Raw genomic sequence first — 20,404 nt, 5'->3', positions numbered from 1 at the left:
GTTCATACTTGTCCCAGTAGTTCCAGTATACCTTCATTTTCAATGATCATCATACCATGGCGGTCGCTGGAAATGCCAGGCTGCAGCTGATAAGTGTAGGTAGGAATAGAACCATTCATAATGGTGGGCAGGTATAATAATTTAATGTTCTCCTGCGTCTGCTGCAAAGCTTCTCCTGCTTCAATAATATGTGTGGAAATGATAAACAGGCAATTCCTGTGTTCGCTAAAGGATGCTGTTACCGCCAGTGTAGCATCATAGGCGTCTTTTACATTGGTACCTTTAAACAGTTCATCAAAAATGATCACCAGATCTTTGCCACTGCTTACTTCTTCCGCCACCTTTTTGACCCTCAATACTTCAGCGTAAAAATGACTATAGCCCATATTCAGATTATCCGGCACATTGATGGAAGAATAGATGCCATCTTTTACTGAAAATACCATTTCTCTTGCCGCCACAGGGAAACCCATATGGGCCAGGTAAAAATTGATACCAAATGACTTCATGAATGTAGACTTACCAGCCATATTAGCCCCTGTTAAAAAAATCATATTGCTATTTTGGCTGAAGGAAACCGGATTAGCCACAGCTTTTTCTATTCCCGGATGGCGTAATGCCACTGCAGTTAAAATATTACTTTCTTTCGGCAGGGCTTTCGCATAGCTAAAACCTTTGGTTTGCGCCAGGCCGGCAATAGAAATATAAACATCCAGCTGGTAAAAGATTTCCAGCACTGTTGTTAGGGCTGACTTCATTACAGTTCTTAACAAGTGGTCAACTTTGATAACTTTCAGCAGGGGCCATCTGGTATTTTCAGATTCCTGTGATAACTGTTCCAGTTTAAGTTCAACCAAAATATTCTTTACATAAAGTAAGTCGTCATACATAGGGCTATCTGAATCCTCCAGCAAATCAATAAAAGTTTTGCAATTGTTTAACGCAGATATAGTATGTTGTAAACCCTTTTTTATTTCCTGATATTCTTCATCCTTTATCAGGACGTCCAGGAATTTTTTCTTTAACGTACTGATGAGGACCGCCGGGTAATTGTTGCCACTTACACCGTTAAGATAATGCTCCATTGTGCTGAACTGCTCATTGCTGAACGGGAAAGACAACTTTTTAGCCTGAAAATAGTTAAAAATGGCACTACGCCCATCAATGGCCTCGTGGTCATTCAGCGGATTTTGAAACATTTCGCCAAGCAATTTTTCACCACCTGCCGTCTTAACGGCATTAAACAGGTTAAAAATGGATTGCTGTTTATATTTGCCCAACAGGTTCAGATCTTCCAGGGTTTGTTTATCGGCTATAAAACTCATTTGATTATTTCCTTTCCTTTCTTTAAAAGTTCCAGGATGCCTTCATTATTAATGATGATCATCCCATGGCGGTCATCGGTAATACCCGTCTCCAATGTATAAGTATATTCAGGGATAGTGCCCTTCATCCTGGTTGGCAGGTATTGGAAGCTGATATTCGCACAGCGTTCTTTCAGGATTTCTCCGGCTTCTATAATATGGGTAGAGATCACGAATACGCTGCCGAGCTTTCTGGCAAAGGCCGTTGTGACGGCTATTGTAGCTTCATAAGCATCCTTTACATTGGTTCCCCTGAACAGCTCGTCAAAAATCACGAAGATTTTTTTTCCTGTACTCAGTTCTTTAGCTATCTTTTTTAACCGTAGTACTTCCGCATAAAAATGACTGGCGCCGATACCGAGGTTATCCGGGAGATTGATGGTGGTGAAAATGCCATCCAGTACGGAAAACTCCATTTGTTTTGCCGCTACCGGAAAACCCATGTGTGCCAGGTACATCGCAATTCCAAACGATTTCATAAATGTCGATTTACCCGCCATATTGGCACCGGTTAAAAAAATAACGTTGCTATCAGCACCTGTGGTTAAAGTATTAGCCACCGCATTCTTTAATTGGGGATGATAAAAACCTTCTATACGGATACTATTTTCTTCTTTTGCCAGTGCCTTAGGAAATATGAAACCCCGCTCTGCGGCTACCCTGGCAATTGTGATATATACATCCATGTGGTAGATGTATCGGAGTATCTGCCAGATCGTTTCCCGATAACTAAACCTTAACATTACATCATACGCTGACAGAATTTCCTTTGAACGTTTGTTTTTCGGTTTTTCCTGCAGGAGCAGGCTAATCGGTTCTGTGATTAACAGCTTGCCTATGTTTATCGTTTCGGGATCATTATTTAAGGGGCTGCCCGTTAAAAGCAGGATGTTTTTCAATAAACCACTCAACTCATGGATAATTTCTATTATTGCATTTATCCCGTTAACGATTTGCTTTTGGTCTGCGCTTGCTGCTACCAAATTGCTCAATTTTTTCTCCAGTGTGGGTTTTTCTGCCGATAGTTTCGTTCTTTCGTCAGTATTTGATAAGTACTGCTCTGCCTGGTCGAACATTTCAGCACTGAACGGAAATACCGCTTTTACAGTGCTTAAATAGCTGATCACCCCGATGCGCTTATTAATAGCTTCCGCATTGGAAAGTGGGTTTTGGAACATTTCTTCCAAAATCTTTGCTCCATTATTCGTTGCCGTCCTGTTAAACAGGGAAAGGACGGAGTCCATTCCCTGTTTCCCGAAAATATTCAGGTTTTCCTGTGTTTGTTTGTCTGTTGTAAATAACATACTATTTTCTTCTGCGGCGTATAAGGAAAATGGTGGCGAAAATTAAGATCAGGCAGGGTAAGATCCATACATATAAAATCGATAAAAAGGCCACATGGTCGGTGCTTACCGTCACCCTATTGTCTTTAGCATCCGGACGGGAGGTGTCTACCGGATACTGACCATAATCCAGCCAACTGAATAAAGCCGTGCTGAAACTAAAGTTAACTGCACTCGGGGTCCTTCTTATTAATTCTGAGTTACTTATAAAGTCGGCATCACTACTTACAATTATGCGTTGTTGTTTACCATTTATTTGCCGGGTTAAGGCTAATACAGTGGCATAGATCTCATTTGAATTGCGCCTGCTCTTAGGAATTAAAGCAGACTGGTTTCCAGTACCCATATTTGACAGGTGAATAACCTGGGTTGGTTCCGTATGTGCTGCTTCATTATTATTAACCATATCGAGATCAGGATTACGCCTCATAGTAATACGGGCAGTGCCACCTTTAGTCATAAGTAAGGGTTTTATCACAAATCCACTGGTGTCGTGATAAGATAAGCCAGCTACGCCATTCATCGATACCGGTAAAGTATCTATCGAAGGCTTATCCAGTAATTTCGAAAAACTGATGGCAGTTTTGGTTAAAAAGGGCAACACTAGTGTAGGCGAGTGATCTCCGGTTTCCTGTTCCAGCATACCATTCATTAACTGGACACCTAAGGTTTTAAGCAGTGGATTAAGTATTTGCTGCCTGCCTGGTTCACCTGCAATTAATAAATTCCCTCCTTTAGCGATATAGGCCTTTAGCTTTTGCATTGCTATTGCACTCAAGTCAATTTGCGGATCTGCAAGTACCAGCGCCGTAATATTATCCGGGATGTTTTGTGTGTTTAAAGAGAGCGTATCAACATCAAAACCCTGGTTGATGAGCGCGTACCGGAATGTTTTTTCGCTTGTTACTGTTCTATACTCCCTGTCGCTTTTCTTACTTGTTTTTCGTTCCCCATCGCCGGTCAGGAAAGTGATTTTAGGAATTTTGGCTTGCATCAGCCTTTTAAAAGCTGCTGATACTTCAGCTTCCATTGGCCATTCGGTCTGATCATTGAAAACCCGCAGGAACGTTGACCTTCCTTTGTAGGTAAGTTTCATTACAAACCTGTTCAACTCCGGCTTAAGGTTAATTTCTTTTTGGATCTGCTCCGGTGTTTTTAACATAGCCATTTTCAAACCGCTGCCTTTAGCCCTTTGTTCTGCAATCTGTTTAATTGTTTTACCCTTATAACTTTCAAACAGGTTGTAATCTAAGGCTAGCGGCATGTCATAATAACTCACATAATGGAAATCAATATCCGGCTTAAACCTTAAATAGGGGTCCCATCTACTCAAATAATTATTGCGTTCTTCAGGCAGTCCAAAAGTATAAAAGTTATCTAAAAAGTTACTGTACTCGGTAATTTCCAGTTTACTATCGCCTAATTCCTTAACAATTTTTTGTGCATTAGGGGTAAGCGTATTGTCTTGATTAACCGTAGTATCCAGGTAAGCAATAAGGTTTGGGCGGGAACTTGCATAACCGATAATCAGTGCAGAAACGAGAATGCTACAGTACCGGCCGGCCATGATATACCATGCTTTTGTTTCCCTGCCAGCCTGGAGTTTAAGGATACTTAAGCCCAGAAAGATGTACACAATAACGATGAAATAGATAACATCTTTGGAAGCAATCAGCCCGTTAAGCATGTGGAAGGTACGACCTGAAAGGGATAAGAAATAGGTTAAGTCGCGCACAAAATTTATATCCTGCCACAAAGTGCCTATATAGCTGAGCGCTCCTATCATGACAAAAGTGCTAACTGCCGCAACGATCTGGTAGCTGGTTAAACTTGACATAAAAAGTCCTATAGCCGAATATGCACATAACAGCAAATAAAAACCAAGGGCGCCCGATAAAAGCATGCCATAATCTGCCGATTTGACGTCGAAGACACCTGCAACCATAAAAATACCGACTACCAACAACAGTACTAGACTATATACCATCATAGCCAGGTATTTACCAAACACAATTTCCCTGATTTTTACAGGGGAAGAATAAAGCAGACTGATGGTGCCTCCATTCACTTCCCGACTAATGAGCCCCATGGTTAACAGAGGAATATATAAATACAGGTTCCTCATAACTTCGTTAAAAAGTCCATACTGACCAGTAAAAGTCTTGATTGTTAAATGGCTCAAGTAAGCCAATCCCATGCCGCCCATTTCCTGTGTAGTAGCATAATTGTTTAATATATGGGTATAGGTAATGCCACATTGAACCATAAAAGCGATGGTTAAAAACCAGGCTATTGGCGAGTAAAATAGATTGCGCAGTTCTGCCTTGGCTATTTTAAAAATTAATTTCATTATTTGGATAAATTAGGATTGCTTTGATTTAGTAGACAATTGCTTAAAGATTTCATCAAGGGCTGTTTTATCAAGAATAATCTCCCGTAAGCGCCAGTCGTTATGTACGCTTGTCTCGATCAGCCGTTCTGTAATATCCCGCTCACCGGTAAAATAAACGCGGGCCTGCCTCTCTGCAATGAATTCGACATTCTTCACGCCACTTATCTTCAATATTTCATCTGCTAATGGCGGGTTTTCCATGTACATGACCACACTGTGTGGTTCCACGTAGTTGTTAAAGGCATCCATTGTATCAGAAAAAACAATGCGGCCATCGGCTATCATTTTAATCTCTTTGCATAACAACTGTACCTCTGATAAAACGTGGGATGAAAAAATAACCGCATGTTCTACAGCTATTTCTTTGATCAGCATTCGCACCTCTGTAATTTGGTTTGGATCCAGGCCATTGGTCGGCTCATCCATCACTACCAGTTTAGGCTTATGGATAATCGCTTGCGCAATTCCTACCCGCTGCCGGTAACCTCCTGATAGGTTTTTGAGCAGGCGGTTGCTGAAGTGAGAAATGCCGCAACGTTCTTTGGCTTCTTCCAGTGCAGATTTAATCATCCTGTTATCCATTTTCCGTAGTTCAGCGGTATAAATAAGATATTCATCCACCGTAAGGTCTAAATACAAGGGGGGATTTTGGGGAAGGAAACCTATTTGTCTTTTAGCTTCTTCCGGTTTTTTACGCAAGTCAACACCATTGATATAAACGTCTCCTTCCGTCTGGTTCAATACGCCGCACATGATATTCATCGTAGTTGATTTACCGGCACCGTTTGAACCAAGTAAGCCTAAAATTCCGGTTTTACTAATTTCCAGGTTGATGTCGCGTATTGCCCAATTGCTATTATAGCGGTGCGACAGGTTTTTTATACTTAATATTGAATTTTCCATATTTATTTTTTTGAAACAAAAGCCCGCTAACCAGGTATAAATTATACCTGGTTAGACTTGAATATATTGCAAGCAGAAATGTATTAATTAGTTATAACCTGGATTTTGTGTAAGCAGGTTATTTGATTGTATTTGCGATTGTGGTAGTGGGTACAAGCCAGCATTATTCTTCCAGCCGGTTTTTTCGGCACTAAGTACAGTCCCTGCTGTGCCAGTCCGTTTTAAGTCAAACCATCGGCTTCCCCACTCGAAACACATTTCTGTTTGCCTTTCGTGCATAACCGCATTCAGCACAGCATCCTGCGATGCATTAGCAGTGCTGGCCGCTAAGCCTGCCCTGGCACGTATAACATTAACATCCGCGAGCGCTGCGGTAAGATTGTTAAGATGCGCGGCAGCTTCTGCACGGATCAGGTATAATTCACCTAATCTGAAGATCATATAGTCTTCCACAGGAGTATTGGATGGCTTTTTATTCTTGTATTTAAAAGGGTAATAAAGGTTCTGATTATTGCTAACAGATACGCCAACCCAGGCCTGAAGACGCTGATCCCCTGTTTCAAAAGCATTTAGCAAAAAGGGGGTTACTAAAAAATTAGGTGTTGATCCACTAAAAGGTACAAAATTCCCCGCATCTGCTGTTGTCTGATAGGTTTGTACCGCCGGGAGCTGCCATATAGCTTCTGTACTGCCATCCAGAAATACGTTCTTAGGGCTGGGGGTTAAAGTATAGATACCCGATTTTATAACCGAATCAGCTTCATTGTAGGCGGCTTGCCATTGACCCTGATATAAATGAACTTTTGCAAACAATGCTAAGGCCGTATAAAGGTTAGGCCGTGCTTTTCCTGCCGACGGATAGCTTGCCGGTAATTTTTTAACAGCATCTGTGAGATCCGCTATAACCTGGGTGTAAACCGCAGCAACAGTAGCCCTGGGCAGATGAGCCGTAGTATTATAATCAATTGAAGTAACCAGCGGCACACCACCAAAAATATTCAACATATTAAAATAATATAATGCCCTAACCACCTTCATCTCTCCTGTAATTTGTTTTACGAATGAGGCCGAAAATTTATTGTTGTTTGTTATACCATCCAGGACATCATTTATCTGGTATAGGCTTTTGTAAGGCTTAATCCATAGCGAAGATACCTCACCGTTTAACGAGGTTAAGTTATAACTGTAAAATTGCTGCTGATCCGAATTAATCGTAGTGGATAATTCGTCAGAGGAGAGCCCTGTAGTAATGGTGAGGTTGGCATCGCTGTATGCAAAACCAGACCCTCCACCATAATTATAAACCCCGGCAATAGCAGACATTGCGGATGTACTATCTGCAAATTGCTCGTTCTTGGTAATTGACGTTGGCGGATTGGCAGGTATTTCAACTAATTTTTTGCAGGAAACAAGCGTACATATAGCCATTAACAACAAGCCCGCGAATATTTTATTATGGATAGAATATAGATTTCTCATGATAATAATCGTTTAAAATTTGACGTTTAAACCAAGTGCGATAATACGCTGTAAAGGAAAAGAACTATAAGAGCCAGGTTGTTCCGGGTCGCCAAACTTGTAGTTTGTGAAAGTCAGCAAGTTTTGTGCATTCACATAAACATTGGCCCCCTGAACATGAACTTTTTTGAGAAAAACATCCGGCAGTGCGTAAGATAAGGATACAGTTTTCAACCGCAGGTACCTGTCATTGCTATAAACTGCGTTTGATTGTGCAAAATCCTGGGCAGAAGTAAGTGCACTTGAATTGAAACTAGACGTTAATCGCTGAAGTGTGGCATTATCGCCCGGGTTTTTCCAATAATTATTAAATATTGGTAGTGGCTCGTTACCAATCAAGCCTGGAGAATTGACACTATATGCTTCATATAGATAATTCGGGGCATTCTGGCTGGAAAACTGACAGAAAACATACAGGCTGAACTGTTTATAGGTGAAATTATTGCCAATTCCGCCCATATAATTAACCTCCCTGTTTGCAATTGGAACCTGATCGCCGCCATTTGCTGCCGATCCATAAGTAGGATTAGAAGTGACATTTCCGTTTTTGTCATAAAACTCAAATAGCCCGGTTGCAGGGTTTACATCCTTGTACCTAAAACCGTATAGGACAGAAGTAGGCTGACCGAGTATATATTCATCGCTGTAGGCAGACGTTGCCAGATCAGGGAAAGAAAGCAGTTTGTTGCGGTTAAAGGATAGGTTAAATCTGGTAGTCCAGGAGAAATCCCTGGTTTTTATGTTAGTTGAAGTAGCTGAAAATTCATACCCTTTGTTTTGGATATTTGCGTTTAAATTTCCCAATACACTCGAAAACCCAGTTTGATAAGGTAATTGATAGCCTACTAACTGACTGCCTTCCCGATCTCTGTAATAAGTTGCATTTAGCAGGAGTCGGTTAGTGAAGAGGCCGAAATCTAACGAGACGTTCAGCGATTTTTTTAATGCCCAGCTATAATCAGGATTATAAAGGTTAGCCGGGGCACTTGGTTTAGTACCCTGGAAAGCAGGTACATTGTTAATTGGATTGTATAATGACTGATACTGATAAGCCTGTATACCGTCAGATCCTGAGGTTCCATAACTTCCGGACAGTTTACCATAACTGAAAAATGGCAGCGCATTTTTAAATGCTTTTTCTTCAGAAAATATCCAGCCTGCTCCTGCAGATCCAAAATTACCAAATTGGTGTGTCGGGCCAAAATTACTCGAACCATCTCTTCTGCCTGTTAAGCTAATAATATATTTCTGATCATAAATATAATTAAGACGTGCAAAGGCGGCACTGTATCTGTAGATGCTTGAATTGTCAGAAGCATAATTCGTTGCAGCTCCATTAATTGATCCCAGGAAATTATCATTTGAATACCCATATCCTGCTGTCAATGTAGAAGTGCTGGTATTCTTTTTATATGTTGACCCTAATAATGCGCTAAAAACACCTTTACCAATGGTTTTGGTGTAATTTATCTGCGGTTCGATATTAATAGTTTGAGCGGCAGTATTTCCAAACGCTGCATTGGGATTAACTGCATACATCGGGTCTTGTGCGGTTGAAGGGTCTTCCGAATGTTCGGCTGTGGTATTACGGCTATACCCCAGATTAGCAGAAACTGTTAAGCCTTTCAATAAATTATAGGAAAGATGCAAAGAGCTATTGTAGTTATAGTTCTGCAGATTGGCGGGCTGTATCAGCGTACTATAAAATTGATATGAGCCTAAATCTGCACCCTTATAGTTCCAAATTAAATTCCCGGCCGGATCTCTTAAATCGGGTAAATTGGGTGCCAGCAGGATATCCTGACTGCCGCCAAAAGTAGGGGAATTATTTTGATCATATCCGAAATCATTAACCAGATCGATGTTAAAACGCTTATCCCTGGAGTTACTATGTAAAGCACTGTGCAGCGTAAATCTTTTATCGGAAAAATCGCCAGGGAAATTATAATCTGACCTGGAATAACCAGCAGATATAAGGAAAGTTTGATCAGTTGTTCCGCCAGATACACTGGCATGTACATCTGTATTACTGGAGGTTTTTCCTGTTATAACTTTCTGCCAGTCTGTGTACTTATTTTGATCAAAGATCTTTAAGTCAGGCGCATAGCCCAAATAGTCATTGGGATCGTTTGTAGGCGTAACACCGTCTGCGGCATAAGCATCTTTTCTCAATTGAAGATATTGCTGCGTGTTCAAAAAGGTTAGGGGTTGAGCATTCGAATTAAAACCTGTATTAACGTTAAAGTCAAGCGTTGTTTTACCGGCTTTCCCTCTTTTGGTAGTGATCAGGATGACCCCATTGGAACCTTGCGTGCCATAAATAGAAGTTGCATCTGCGTCCTTAAGGATGCTGATACTTTCTATGTCGTTGGGATTGATATTGTTAAAAGGGCTTATTCCCCCTCCCTGACTAATACCGCCGGTAGAGGATTGTGCATCGGCAAGATTTCCCAACTGACTAATATTACTGTTTTGCGGGGCAAAGGGTACGCCATCGATAATAAATAGAGGCTGATCGTAAGGCTTAAAGTTATTTATGTTGGAAGACAACGTGTTTTGTCCACGTACCTGGACCAAAACCTGTGATCCCGGTACACCACTGGAGGAATTTATCGCCAGCCCTGCAACTTGCCCTTGCAACGCCTGTAAAACATTGGTCACTGGTTGTTTTTCGATCTCTTCTGCGGTAACAGTAGCTACAGAACCAACACTGAAACGCTTGGATTGCGTTCCGTAAGCGATAACCTGTACCTGGTCAAGAGAAGATGTAGATCCGTGTACCACCAATCCTAAAGTTATTTTTTCTCCTTTTGCTTCTATGTCTTTTTCAATTTTGTCGAAACCTATAAAAGTAACCACCAGCGTATATTTACCCTGCGGTACTGATGAAAAGTTGAAATTTCCTTTATTATCAGTTAGGGTATAATATTTTGTGTTTTTTAAGCTTACAGATGCGCCTATCAGGGGCTGGCCCAAGCTATCTAATATCCTGCCATTAATGTCTGCCGAAAGGTTAAGGAGTTTCACCGCCTTGTTTTTAAGATCGTACAGCAAGGAAGGTTCTTTCTTTGAAACCACTACCGATTTGCTTTCAATGGAATAGTCCAAAGGCTGCCCGTCAAAAACCTTTTTTAACACTTCGCTCAATTCGACGTTCTTTACGTCAATATTTACCGGTTTTGCATCTTTTAGCGTGCTAACAGTAAATGCGAAATCATATCCTGTTTGTTTTTGGATTTGATTAAAAACGTCAACCAAAGGAGCATTCCTTTCTGAAAGCGTGACTTTTTGGGCTAAAGTCTTAGCGCTTACCTGCAAGATAACCGTGATCAACAGAAGAGTAGTCAACTTCATAATCAACAGGATTTTTTTTACTGTATAGCCTGGCGGCTGCACAATATTTTTTGAGTAAAATTTGTACATTTGTTTAAGTAGGGTTAATGCGCAGCGCCTTTTCATTTGTCAAGATGCGGCAGGCACTTCGCGGTTCATTAATAGTTTAGGCTTAAATTATTTTGGTAATCCAACTTTAGCCATCCCGACTCCAATCAGGATGGCTTACTTATTGATTACCCTCTGCGTATATATTATTGCATAACGGTTACCCTCCTTCCTTCAATTTTAAAGTGAACACCTTTTGTTTTTTCCAGCATTTTCAGCACTTCACTGATGCTTTTATACCTGGAACTTGTTGCATAATACTTTTCATCTGAAATTGTTCCTGTATATTGTACATCTATATCATACCATCGGGAAAGCTTTCGCATGATACTTTGTATGTTTTCATTGTTAAACCGGAAATATCCCTTTTTCCAGGCCATGGTTTCCTCCACATCGGCATTAGCCACATTGAACTCATCGTGATTAAGAATTGCCTGCTCACCTGGTTTTAGCAGTACCTGATCTTTCCTGGCTGAGGTAGAAGCGGTTGGAACAAATACTTTTACAGCTCCTTCAAGCAACGTTGTCTTAATGACGTTTTCATCGTCATAGGCATTGATGTTAAATTGTGTGCCTATGTCTTCAACTGTCTGGTTTTTAACGATTACCCTAAACGGATGGGCGCTATTATGGGCAACTTCAAAATAGGCTTCACCCGTAATTTTTACCATTCTCTCCTTGCCTGTAAAGGCTACAGGAAAAGTAATAGAAGACTTTGCGTTTAGCCATACTTTGGTTCCATCTGCTAAGATTAGCGGATATGGTGATTGTTCGCCTACAACGGTCGAAAGAGTATTGTAGGAAATAGCAACATTCGCTTTCTTATCCATTGCATTGTAGCTGATTGTGTTTTTCCCATTTATCACGATCAATGTATTGCCCTGCTGTGCCAGTGTGCCGGATAATCCTTTGCCCAGAATTATTTTCTGTCCATTAGCTAAGGTCAATGTAGCCTGGTTATGACCAGGCAGAATGTCATTTTTATAATGTGCAATTTGCAGTTGCTCTTTTTTGTTTACTAAGAAATAGGCACCAAATGAAAGAAAAAACAGGATTGAAGCCGCAATAGCAGTCCAGCGTAGCAGAACATGTTTTTTATTGCCCAACTCTTTTGTTTCCTGAATACGATCATATAAAACAGCGTATATTTTATCACCCAACTGTTTCGCAGACTGTGATTTTCCGTACTGAAAATTTGTTTCGGAATCATCGAATGCCCCATACCATTTTTCGTAATAGGCTTTTTCTTCGGGTGTAATAGTCCCTTTCAGCCATTTATTGGCTAATTCAGTGATTTCGTATTTGGGTCCTTCGCTTTCCACTTACATGTATTTACCTATATAGTCAGGCAAGTATGTGTTAACCCTATATTAAAATAAAATTATTTTTTTAACAGATGCAGCAATAGTGGCGTAGACACATGTAACAAGCTTTTCAGTATGTTTAAGGCCCTGGTGATATGGGCTTCTACTGTTTTTTCCGAAATATTCAGATCATTTGCAATCTGGGCATTGGTTTGCCCGTCTTCGCGGCTTCTAAGAAAAACAATCCGGCATTTTTCCGGTAACTTATTAATGGCTAATGTGAGTTGTTCTTTAAGTTCTCTTTCTGCAAACCATAAATGGGTAGCATCCGCAGTTCCTTCATCTTCTTCAGATAACTCTTTATGGATGGATTTTTTGTATAAACTGGATTGACGATTGATCACCTGATACTTAACGGCTACAGATAGGTATGTATTTAAAGTGTACTGTAATTCTAATGTTTTTCGACGCTTCCAAATGCTGAAAAATACATCCTGCACTACTTCTTCTGCATCGTTTTCATCATTCAGACGATTATTAGCAACTACAAAAAGTTTCTCCCAGTAACGTTTATAAATCTCCGTAAACGCAGCATGATCTTCTTCCTTTAACAGAGTAGTAAGTGCGTCATCAGTTAGTTCATTATAAGGAGTCATAGCAAATTCTGATAACGAATATAACGATAATTATATGAATATGATATTAATCTATTTTAACACCTCAAACCGTATCTTAGAAGCAACTGGCAGCACCTTTGAAACCCGATATTAAAAATTGAGTTTTGTTATTTCTTTCCCATTCGTGTAAGTAGTTTGCCGCTATCATGCTTTATTGTATTTTCGTATTATGAAGAAAAGCATCTTAACCTGTTTATGTGTACTCATCTGTTTAACTTTATGCTTATCAGCAAAGTCACAGGGAAAACTAAAAATTATTATTATCAGGCATGCTGAGAAGCAGGAGCAGAATGAAAGCCTGAATTGTATGGGACTTAACCGCTCTTTAAAGCTGATCAGCGTGCTGAATAAAAAGGTAGGTATTCCGGACTATATCTATATCCCTTCTATTGGCAACGGAAAAAAAACAATGCGATCAAGGATGTTTCAAACAATCTCGCCTTTTGCAATAAAATATAACCTCAGCATCAACAGTGAATTTGGCGGAACAGATTATGAAAGTATCAGAGAAGACCTGAAAGGCAAAAAGGGAGTTGTTTTATTTGTGTGGGACCATGCAAATATTGTTGAACTGGCAAAAGCGCTGGGCATTAAGACTAAAAAATTGAACTGGAGCGGTACTGATTTCGATTCTATATGGATCATCACCGGTAAGGGCAAAAGCAGGGTACTCACTACTGATAAGGAAGGGATCGTGCCAGCTGCAAACTGCCCTGTTTTTTAAATTTTATATTCTTTCCATTAGTGACCAGGCGATGATTACTTTTGTAGCTGCATGTATAAATATTTTTTGATCACTGTTTTCCTGCTGTGCGGATTAGGCCGTGGAAAAGCAAATGCCCAGGCTTTTGCTTCACCAGGCGATTCTACAGTAAAATACAAGTTTTACAAACCACGTATATTCAGGGATTCTGCATTTTTGGTCAGACAAAAACAGGTGACAGATTCTATCATGACACATACCTGGATACTGCCTGATTCTTTGATTAACCGTCATATATTAATTGATAGTATTATAAAGGCCAATGTTTTTGAAAACCTGGACTTTGATGCCTGGTTCAAAAAATACGGTAAATTTAAAAAGGCGAATCGTCTCCGGATGGGAAACCCCTTACCAAAAGGCAATACCTGGGTGCTGGGTTTTATCGTGCTGCTACTGGTTGCTTTTGCTGTACTGAGGATCTCTTTTGCCAAGCAAATGCAGGGCATTATCCAGTCATTTTACAGCAATAGAGGATTAAATAACCTTAATAAAGAAGATAACCTGTTCAGTTCCTGGCCTTTTTTATTCCTTTTTATACAATTCGGGTTCACCATAGGAATGTTTTTTTACCTGGTGGCGCAGTATTATCAGATCACTTATGTCCACGAAGGTTTTCGTTTTTTTGTAAGTATATCCGTTCTCATTATTGTATTGTATACCCTTAAGATTTTGTTGCTGCGTTTGCTCGGACACCTCTTTAACGTCCAGAAACCGGTGCATGAGTACGTTTCCATATTATATTTAAGTTATTTTAACATCTCCCTAATTTTCATTCCCTTAGTCGTGGCCTTTGCCCTGTCTCCACTCAAATATGGGATCTATTATATAGTAATCTCATTCATTTTATTAGCTGTAATTTTCACATTTCAATTCATAAGAGCAGGAATAAATATTTTATCTCATTATCGGTTTCCAAAATTCTATTTATTTATGTACTTTTGTGCCCTCGAAATATGTCCTATTTTGATATTAATCAAGGTAATAGGGCTACAGCTGTAACTAGGTAAAATGCAAGAAAAGACAGAAGATAGGTTGCGTAAAGTAAAAAGTATACTGATAACTTTGCCAAAACCCGAAACAGAGAAATCCCCTTATTTTGATTTGGCGAAGAAATACAATGTTAAAGTTGATTTCAGGTCCTTTATTCATGTGGAAGGTGTTCCCGCCAGAGATTTCAGAAAAGATAAAATTACCCTTGGTGATTTTACTGCTGTGGTCTTTACGAGCAGGAACGCGGTGGATCACTTTTATAGAATTTGTGAGGAGATGCGGTATGAAGTACCGGCAGACCTGAAGTATTTTTGTATTTCAGAATCAACCGCACTGTACCTGCAAAAGTACATCCAGTACCGTAAACGTAAAATATTTTTCGGAAAGCAGACAGCAGCGGATTTAGCGGAGGTGCTGAAGAAACATTCAGGAGAGAAATTCCTTTATCCATGCTCTGACGTGGCTACGGAAGATACTATGAATTTTCTGCTGAAGAACGGTTATAACCTCACCCCGGCTGTACTATTTAAGACTGTAGTAAGTGATCTTTCGGATCTTGCTGATGTATTTTACGACATCATTGCATTTTTCAGTCCTTCCAGCATTCAGTCGCTGTATACCAACTTTCCAGGTTTTCAGCAGAACAATACCCGTATTGCCGCTTTTGGTGTAAATACACATAAAGCAGTAAAAGACAAAGACCTGATTGTAGATATTCAGGCACCTTCTCCCGAATCTCCGTCCATGATCATGGCTATCGAAAATTACATTAAAAAATCAAACAAATAATAGAATACGTTGATTGATTTCCCCATTGTGTGGAAGGTGTAATATCTAAATAATTTGTCTAAATCGTATGAGCAAGATGTTAACAATAGTGTAACATCTTGCTTATTTTGTATTTAAGACATAATTTTATCTGAGAATAATTGTTAATATCAATCATAATTGATAAAATTGTTGTAAAATTGCTCTACGGGCTTATGAGGAAAATTTACACGTTAGTTTTTATTTTGGTTACCATATTGTTTTCGAGCTGCGGAAAAGGTGGGGAAGGAGAGCTGGTAGGCGTATATAACAGAAAGTTTAATAATAAGAGAATACCTCGGGGAATGGTCTATATTCCTCAGGGTAAAACACTTATAGGGATGTCTGACGAAGACATTGACAATTCTCAAAGTGCGCCAAGCCGGATGACTTCATTCAGCGCATTTTATATGGATGAAACCGAGATCACAAATGCAGAGTACAGGCAATTTGTGAACTGGGTAAGAGACTCCGTAGCTTTAACATCTTTAGGCCCCAGTGGGGCACCAGCTTATTTTATCAATGCTAAAACTACCCCGGGAGGAGCAAGTCTCTCGTCTCAGAAAAATATTAACTGGAAAAAAGTAGGTAACGGTACGGCGCTATGGAGCGGTAAAACCGGTGGATTGAGCGCTAAGCTAAAAGATATGTACTACAGTGGTGATGATGCGTTACCAGGACGTAATGAATTAGACATCAGAAAGTTCAGGTACTCATATAGTATCGTTAACCTTGATCTTGCTGCGGCAGGAAGAAAAGACCCAACCAAGAAACGTAAAGATTTTATAGAGAGTTATGTAGACTCACCTGATGCTAACAATCCTAATCAGTATCCTTCGGTAAGTGTATACCCGGATACCATGGTCTGGAAGATGGATTATTCTTATTCTCAGAACGATCCGATGGTAAAATCATATTTTAATCACCCTTCTTACGATAACTATCCTGTAGTTGGGGTAACCTGGGAACAGGCTACCGCATTTTGTGTATGGCGTACGCGTTTGTATGAGCCGGTTGCCATTGCAAGAAAACTTCCTTTAAGCTCACGTCCCGAATACAGATTGCCAACAGAGGCAGAATTTGAGTATGCTGCAAGAGGTGGTCAGGTGAAAACCAAATACCCATGGGGTGGCCCTTATATTAGAAATACTAAAGGATGTATGCAGGCAAACTTTAAAGTAGGGCGTGGTAATTATGCTGATGATGGTGGTTTATACACTGTTAATGTAAAATCTTATTTCCCTAATGACTACGGATTGTACAATATGGCAGGTAATGTTGCCGAGTGGACCGTAACCGCCTATAATAATTCCGCTGCACCGCTATTGCTTGATTTTAATCCTAACTTCACTTATGTGGCTAAAGGTTCTGATAGTAAATACCTTAAACGTAAGGTAGTTAGAGGTGGTTCATGGAAAGACATAGGTTTCTTCCTTCAAAACTCAGTTGGTACTTACGAGTACCAGGATCAGGCCAGATCATATATCGGATTCAGATGTGTATCATCATTTGCAGGAACAGATATCAACTTCAAAAACTAATCAGTTAAAAAAAATCGTAAACAGAAAAATTTACATCTATATCTACATTTATCTAATTTAAAACATGGCAGCAAAAAAGAAATTTGATGTGTTACACGTAGCAATATCATGGGGAGCAAGTATCGTAATTATCGGAGCATTATTTAAAATCCTTCACCTGGGTGGAGTATGGGGAAATTATATGATCGGACTAGGCTTAGGCGTTGAGGCCTTTTTGTTCTTTCTAACAGGATTTTTCCCGCCAGCACCAGAACCAGCCTGGGATAGGGTTTATCCTGAATTAAGTGATGATTTTAGTGGTGAATTGCCAAAAGTATCTGCAAGACCGGCACCAGTTGCTGCAGCAGGTTTTTCTTCTACAGCTGCATTGGATAAAATGTTGGGTGATGCTAAAATCGGTCCTGAATTAATTGAAAGTCTGGGTAATGGCCTTCGTACTTTTGGTGAAAAAGTAGCTACGATATCAACTATTGCAGATGCAACTACGGCTACTAACGAATTTACAGGTAAAATAAAATCGGCTTCTTCAAGTTTTGATCAGCTGAACGGAGCTTTTGGTAAAGCAACTGCTCAACTGGCAGAAATGGGTGCAAGCGGTGGTGATGCAAAAGCTTACCATGAGCAGGTAACAGGTCTGGCAAAAAATCTTTCTGCCCTAAATGCAGTCTATGAGCTGGAATTGCAGGATTCAAGCGTGCATTTGAAGTCGATGAACAAATTTTATCAGAACTTATCTTTAACCATGAACAATTTTAATGACTCTATGGAAGATTCAAAACAGTTCAAGGATGAAGTGGGCAAACTGGCAAAAAATCTCTCTTCGCTAAATGCGATATATGGCAACATGCTAACTGCAATGAACCAGCCACGCGTTTAACTCAGCTAAATAATTATTTTACTTAACCAGAGAGACCTATAAATAATGGCAGGAGGAAAAGAAACAACGAGGCAGAAGATGATCAATATCATGTATTTGGTATTGTTAGCTATGCTTGCGTTAAACGTATCTGATACAATTCTTAATGCGTTCAAGAATATCAATGATAGTCTTGAATCATCTAGAACTAACGTGAATACCAGTATTGATCAGCTCTTTACTGGTTTTCAAAATACAAAACTTAAAGAGGAACCTGCAAGGGCGCAGCCGATCTGGGAAAAAGCCAATGAGGCAAAAAAATACAGTGATGATCTGAATACCTATGTACTACAGCTGAAGCAGGAATTTAATACTGCTGGCGGTGGATTAAGTGCTGAAACGGGTGATTTGGTAGAAAGAGGTAACCTGGATATTGCACAGGGAATCATGATCAACCAGAAAAAGGGAGAAGTGCTCAAAGCAAAGATCAATGATACACGCGAAAAACTAATTGCTTTATTGAGTCCTGAAGACCGCAAAAATGTTTCATTCTTACTGGAAGCGAAAGATTCGGAAAAAAGTATTAGCGGTAAAAAATTATGGGAAGATATCAACTTTGGTGAGGGTACGCCTTTAACAGCCGCCAATACGGTTTTAACCAAAATCCAGGCAGATACTAAAAATGCTGAAGCTGAAGTTGTTAAAAAGTTGTTCGGGAATATGGATAAATCATTGGTTAACCTGGATCACTTTGATGCTGTTGCAGTAGCACCAACTTCTTATGTAATACAAGGGCAGCCTTATACTGCGGAGGTATTCTTAACTGCCAGTGATACTAAAGCAAGTCCGGAAATTACTGTAAACGGTAATAAATTAGCAACTAAAGATGGTAAAGGAACTTACACAGGTAGTACAGGTTCAGTAGGTGTTTTCAAATGGTCTGGAGTAGTTCGTGTAAAAAAGACAGACGGGACGTTTCAAAATTATACAACTCCAGTGCAATCTTACCAGGTGGCTAAACCATCTGCTACGGTTTCACCGGATAAAATGAATGTAATCTACGCTGGAATCCCGAATCCTTTTTCAGTTTCTGCAGCAGGTTTTCCATTGGAAAGCGTAAAAGCAAGTATCTCCGGAGGATCAATTTCAGGTTCAAACGGCAAGTTCATGGTTAATGTTGGTGCCGACCAGATTGGTAAAACAGTGAATGTAACTGTTTCTGCTAATAATGCAGGTAAAACGGTTAACATGGGTTCGCAGCAGTTCAGGGTAAAAGGTTTACCTACGCCTAAAGCTTCTATTAAAGGAAAATCTGGGGGTAATGTTGATCTGGAATGGTTAGCAAGGGCCAATACCATCGATACACAACTGGATGATTTTGTATTCGATATTAAATACAAAGTGATCAGGTTCAATACTACATTTATCAATCCAAGATCGGATGCCGTTACTATGCCTAATCCGGGCAGTTCTTTCGGCGGACAGGTAAAAGGTGCCCTGAATTCAATTAAACCAGGTGCAACAGTAATTTTCAAAGACATTGTAGTTGAAGGTCCTGATGGAAGACAAAAAAGTCTGGATGCAATAACATTTATAGCTAAATAGATTCATGATGAAACAATTTCTATACACTATTATTTTGCTGTTTTTAGGAACAGCATCTTTTGCCCAGACCCCGGTTTCGGCAGCAGGTACTCCTGTTCTTAAAAAGACAAAGATCAAAACACCTCCTAAGGATGGATTTTATGCCAGAAGAGATGTTGATAGTAGTGTAATGGTTCCTATGGCCGATGTAAGAGAGGAAGATGTATATTATTCCAAAAGGGTTTGGCGGGAAATTGATCTGCGTGATACGATCAACTCCATACTCAATGCAGATAAGTCAAAACTGATAGAAATATTGATGGATGCTGTAGCTAATGAAGAACTGACCGTTTATTCTGCCAAGGATACTGCTGCCGGAAAACTGCTGGAAGACAATGATGCTTTTAAAATCGCTCTGTCTGCTCAGGATGCCCTGAGGAGTGCAAGAGGAACCTCTGAGGGTGATGCTGATGCAACCGGTAAGATCGGAGCTCCTATTATGAAACGTTTAAGACCTGATGAGTTTATGAAATACAGGATCAAAGAAGATTGGATCCTTGACATTAAAAGATCTGTATTTGAGCCGCGTATTATAGGGATAGCACCAATGAAACTGGTAGAAGGTAACTGGCAGCCCGTGTTCTGGATCTATTATGATGACGCAAGACCACTGCTGAGCAAGTCGCGATTGATTAATCCTAACAATGATGCTTCTGTGCTTACCTATGATGATTTTTTCATCAGACGCCTGTTCTCCAGTAATATTGTAAAGGAAACCAATCCGGCTAATAAAACGATCATCGAAATCCTGGATCAGAAAGACCCTAAAGATCCGAGGAAATTGTATGAGTCTGAACGGATAAAGAAAGGTATGTCAGACTACGAACAGAGTTTGTGGGAATACTAGAAAAATAAATTAAA

General features: G+C 39.9%; 15 protein-coding genes. 7 read left to right on the top strand and 8 right to left on the bottom strand.

Annotated features, from left to right (window positions below):
* Positions 1–2 precede the first annotated feature (2 nt).
* From GSQ84_RS11080 to GSQ84_RS11045, 8 genes are all read right to left on the bottom strand, one after another.
* A complete protein-coding gene (locus GSQ84_RS11080; RefSeq protein WP_158797271.1) occupies positions 3–1,325 on the bottom strand; it encodes a DNA mismatch repair protein in 1,323 nt (440 codons plus the stop codon).
* Complete coding sequence (locus GSQ84_RS11075) at positions 1,322–2,668, bottom strand: DNA mismatch repair protein (RefSeq protein ID WP_158797270.1); 1,347 nt, start codon at positions 2,666–2,668, stop codon at positions 1,322–1,324. The genes GSQ84_RS11080 and GSQ84_RS11075 overlap by 4 nt, the downstream gene beginning before the upstream one ends.
* 1 nt (position 2,669) lies before the next feature.
* Positions 2,670–5,057, bottom strand: coding sequence for a Gldg family protein (locus GSQ84_RS11070; protein WP_158797269.1), 2,388 nt, complete (start codon positions 5,055–5,057; stop codon positions 2,670–2,672).
* A gap of 12 nt (positions 5,058–5,069) precedes the next feature.
* Positions 5,070–6,002, bottom strand: coding sequence for an ABC transporter ATP-binding protein (locus GSQ84_RS11065; RefSeq protein WP_158797268.1), 933 nt, complete (start codon positions 6,000–6,002; stop codon positions 5,070–5,072).
* An 87-nt stretch (positions 6,003–6,089) separates the two neighbouring features.
* Positions 6,090–7,481, bottom strand: coding sequence for a RagB/SusD family nutrient uptake outer membrane protein (locus tag GSQ84_RS11060; RefSeq protein ID WP_158797267.1), 1,392 nt, complete (start codon positions 7,479–7,481; stop codon positions 6,090–6,092).
* A 12-nt stretch (positions 7,482–7,493) separates the two neighbouring features.
* Positions 7,494–10,874 (bottom strand): SusC/RagA family TonB-linked outer membrane protein, encoded by a 3,381-nt coding sequence (locus GSQ84_RS11055; RefSeq protein WP_254070830.1) that lies wholly within the window; start codon positions 10,872–10,874, stop codon positions 7,494–7,496.
* Positions 10,875–11,107: 233 nt separating this feature from the next.
* Positions 11,108–12,283 (bottom strand): FecR family protein, encoded by a 1,176-nt coding sequence (locus GSQ84_RS11050; RefSeq protein ID WP_158797265.1) that lies wholly within the window; start codon positions 12,281–12,283, stop codon positions 11,108–11,110.
* A 59-nt stretch (positions 12,284–12,342) separates the two neighbouring features.
* Complete coding sequence (locus GSQ84_RS11045) at positions 12,343–12,921, bottom strand: RNA polymerase sigma-70 factor (protein ID WP_158797264.1); 579 nt, start codon at positions 12,919–12,921, stop codon at positions 12,343–12,345.
* Positions 12,922–13,111: 190 nt separating this feature from the next.
* Here GSQ84_RS11045 and GSQ84_RS11040 point away from each other — a divergent pair, with 190 nt between their 5' ends.
* From GSQ84_RS11040 to gldN, 7 genes are all read left to right on the top strand, one after another.
* Entirely contained in the window at positions 13,112–13,666 is a 555-nt protein-coding gene (locus GSQ84_RS11040) for a histidine phosphatase family protein (RefSeq protein ID WP_158797263.1), read from the top strand.
* A 51-nt stretch (positions 13,667–13,717) separates the two neighbouring features.
* Complete coding sequence (locus tag GSQ84_RS11035; RefSeq protein ID WP_158797262.1) at positions 13,718–14,704, top strand: DUF4271 domain-containing protein; 987 nt, start codon at positions 13,718–13,720, stop codon at positions 14,702–14,704.
* 9 nt (positions 14,705–14,713) lie between these two features.
* A complete protein-coding gene (locus GSQ84_RS11030) occupies positions 14,714–15,484 on the top strand; it encodes a uroporphyrinogen-III synthase (RefSeq protein WP_158797261.1) in 771 nt (256 codons plus the stop codon).
* 194 nt (positions 15,485–15,678) lie between these two features.
* Entirely contained in the window at positions 15,679–17,043 is a 1,365-nt protein-coding gene (locus GSQ84_RS11025; RefSeq protein WP_158797260.1) for an SUMF1/EgtB/PvdO family nonheme iron enzyme, read from the top strand.
* Between the two features lie 64 nt (positions 17,044–17,107).
* Positions 17,108–17,920: a gliding motility protein GldL gene (gene gldL / locus GSQ84_RS11020; protein ID WP_158797259.1), complete on the top strand. Its 813-nt coding sequence runs from the start codon at positions 17,108–17,110 to the stop codon at positions 17,918–17,920.
* A gap of 45 nt (positions 17,921–17,965) precedes the next feature.
* The gene (gldM, locus tag GSQ84_RS11015) at positions 17,966–19,504 is read left to right on the top strand and encodes a gliding motility protein GldM (RefSeq protein WP_158797258.1); all 1,539 of its coding nucleotides are present in this window, start codon (positions 17,966–17,968) and stop codon (positions 19,502–19,504) included.
* 4 nt (positions 19,505–19,508) lie between these two features.
* Positions 19,509–20,390, top strand: coding sequence for a gliding motility protein GldN (gldN, locus tag GSQ84_RS11010; protein ID WP_254070829.1), 882 nt, complete (start codon positions 19,509–19,511; stop codon positions 20,388–20,390).
* The last annotated feature ends 14 nt before the right edge of the window (positions 20,391–20,404 follow it).

Source organism: Pedobacter sp. L105 (assembly GCF_009765875.1).
GTDB lineage: Bacteria > Bacteroidota > Bacteroidia > Sphingobacteriales > Sphingobacteriaceae > Pedobacter.
This window is presented reverse-complemented; position numbering and strand designations above follow the sequence as displayed.